This window comes from Eikenella longinqua, from assembly GCF_001648355.1.
Lineage (GTDB): Bacteria > Pseudomonadota > Gammaproteobacteria > Burkholderiales > Neisseriaceae > Eikenella > Eikenella longinqua.
The window spans coordinates 1-2,516 of sequence record NZ_LXSL01000007.1 but is presented as its reverse complement, the minus strand read 5'-3'; the positions used below and the strand labels follow the sequence as shown (position 1 = coordinate 2,516).

Annotated in this window: 2 protein-coding genes and 1 pseudogene; all 3 read left to right on the top strand. The window is 52.7% G+C overall.

Annotation, left to right across the window (positions count from 1 at the left end):
* Positions 1-492 precede the first annotated feature (492 nt).
* Positions 493-903, top strand: coding sequence for a terminase small subunit-like protein (locus tag A7P95_RS00075; protein WP_067589354.1), 411 nt, complete (start codon positions 493-495; stop codon positions 901-903).
* 4 nt (positions 904-907) lie between these two features.
* The gene (locus tag A7P95_RS00070; RefSeq protein ID WP_245636531.1) at positions 908-2,206 is read left to right on the top strand and encodes a PBSX family phage terminase large subunit; all 1,299 of its coding nucleotides are present in this window, start codon (positions 908-910) and stop codon (positions 2,204-2,206) included.
* Positions 2,207-2,312: 106 nt separating this feature from the next.
* Positions 2,313-2,516, top strand: a pseudogene (locus A7P95_RS11875) (hypothetical protein); the annotation flags it as partial.

Here is a 2,516-nt window from a genome sequence, read left to right as displayed (position 1 = left end):
CAACCATGCACTAATTGAAAAATTACATAAATATTCTCAAATCGCAGTGGGTGTCCACCTCCAAATGGAATTAAATCTAACCGCAATAGATTCTGGGATGCCTATTTGGGAAGGGGAATACATTGAAGGATAAATGCCCAAGGATTGGGGGGTTCCCTAGTCGGCGTTATGGCTCCGGTTTTCGGGGCCTTTCGCTTTTGAAATGCAATAAATCAGCAACAGATAACATAGAAACACTTGCATTTTAGTTATCAAAGGCGTATTATTCAATCGTTACCCATGCGGGGGTTTTGCCGTGGGTAAAAGAAACAGAATTCCAGCCCGAGTGCTTTGTTGCATTCGGGCTGCTTTTGTTTTTCACTTGACAGCATGAAACACTTTTGGTATAAAAATGCTATATTTCGGAGAAAGTTGCAAATTGGCAATTTTCTCTTTTCTTTTCTTTTCTTTTTGGCTGCCTTCGGGCGGCCTTTAAATTTAGGATAGCTCGATATGGCAAAGGCAAAACGCCCTGTCGGGCGACCGACAACATACAGTCAAGAAACAGCAGATAAAATCTGTGAACTGATCGCCCGTGGCATGAGCTTGCGGGCGATTTGTTCATCTGCGGATATGCCTGCGGGCGGCACAGTACACCGCTGGTTGGCAGAACACCAAGATTTTCAGGAGCAATACGCGCGTGCGCGCGAGGAACAGGCGGACGGTTTTGCCGACGAGATTATCGATATTGCCGATTCTGTCGCCCCTGAAACGGGTGAAGTGGCGAAAGCCAAGTTACAAATCGATGCCCGCAAGTGGAAGGCGTCCAAGCTCGCACCGAAGAAGTACGGCGAGAAGCTGGAACTGGATGCCGATATGCGTGTGAAGGTAGAGACCCGCTCACTGGAAGATATTTTCAAGTAACCCTATGGCCAATCCGTATTTCAAGCCACTTATCCGCAAGGCGCGTTACAAGGTGCTGTATGGCGGGCGCGGCAGCGGGAAATCGTATTTCCTGGCGGAATTGGCGGTGGAAGTGTCGCGCCGCATCGGCACGGTCATCCTGTGCATCCGTGAGTTTCAAGGTTCGTTGGGTGATTCGGTGTACCAGCTATTGATTGAGACCATCGATCGTTTGGGCTACGCGGATGAGTTTGACATCCTGAAATCCACCATCACCCATAAAGGCACGGGCGCAAAGTTTGTGTTTTACGGCATTAAAAACAACGTTACCAAAATCAAATCGATTCAGGGTGTCGGTGTGTGCTGGGTGGAGGAAGCCGAAGCGGTAACGAAAAATTCATGGGACGTGCTGATACCATCCATCCGTGGCGACAAAAACGCGGAAATATGGATCAGTTTCAACCCAAAAAACATTCTGGACGACACCTATCAGCGGTTCATCGTCCACCCGCCCAAAGACAGCATTGTCTTAAAGGCAAACTACGACATCAACCCGCATTTTGCCGATACGCCGCTGCTGGCCGATATGCTCGAATGCAAAGAGCGGGATGAAGACCTTTACCGCCACATCTGGCTGGGCGAGCCGGTGGCTGATAGCGAACTGGCGATTATCAAACCAAGTTGGATTGAAGCCGCCATTGATGCGCATGAAAAACTGGGCTTCTCCGCCGCAGGCCGGCGCATTCTTGGGTTTGACGTGGCCGATGAAGGCGATGATGCCAACGCCACCGTATTGCGGCACGGCTCGGTCGTAACCGACATGCAGCAATGGCGCGGGCAGGACGTGATTTATTCCGCCGACAAGGTTTACCTGTATGCCCAAGAGCAGAATATTGACCGCATCGTGTACGACAACATCGGCGTGGGCGCCGGCGTGAAAGCGCAGTTCCGGCGTAAGAACGGCAAGGTGCAGACGCTTGGCTTCAATGCCGGCGGTGCGGTGTACAAGCCTGATGCCAAATACACCGACGACAAGAAAAACCGCGATATGTTCTCCAACATTAAAGCACAGGCATGGTGGATGGTGCGCGACCGCTTCTACAAGACGTGGCGTGTAGCCGCCATCAACGATATGGTGGACGGTGCTTACCGGCACGTTACCCGCTTCCAGCCGGAATACCTGCTGCGCGAGCAACAAGCCCGCGAATACAAGGCCGGCGGCTGCAAAGGGGATGCACCCGTTCAGGTAGCCGCTTTTGCCAAACCTGCCGGCAAAACCGCCTGCGACCCGTGTCTTAACCAAGGGGCAATACTCGCATTGTGAGATTGCTATCCGACAACCTTTCAGGCTACCTGAAAAAGACGGTGGGCAGCCGATATATCGGTGCTACTCCGCCAGCCTGCGTGATGGTGGTGTGCGCCGCAAAATCATGCCGCTGCCATCGGCTAAGTGGGATCTGATTGAACTGCCGGACAGTGTGGGCGGGCGGCTGGAAACCTTGTGGGCGGAAACCCAAGGCCAAGGCTACGACCTGCCAGGGGCGTTCGGCGTGGTGTTCGGGCTACCTGAAAACAGGCAGCGCTGGTTTTGTTCGGAATGGGTGGGCAAGGCTTTGGGGCTGCCGGAAAGCTGG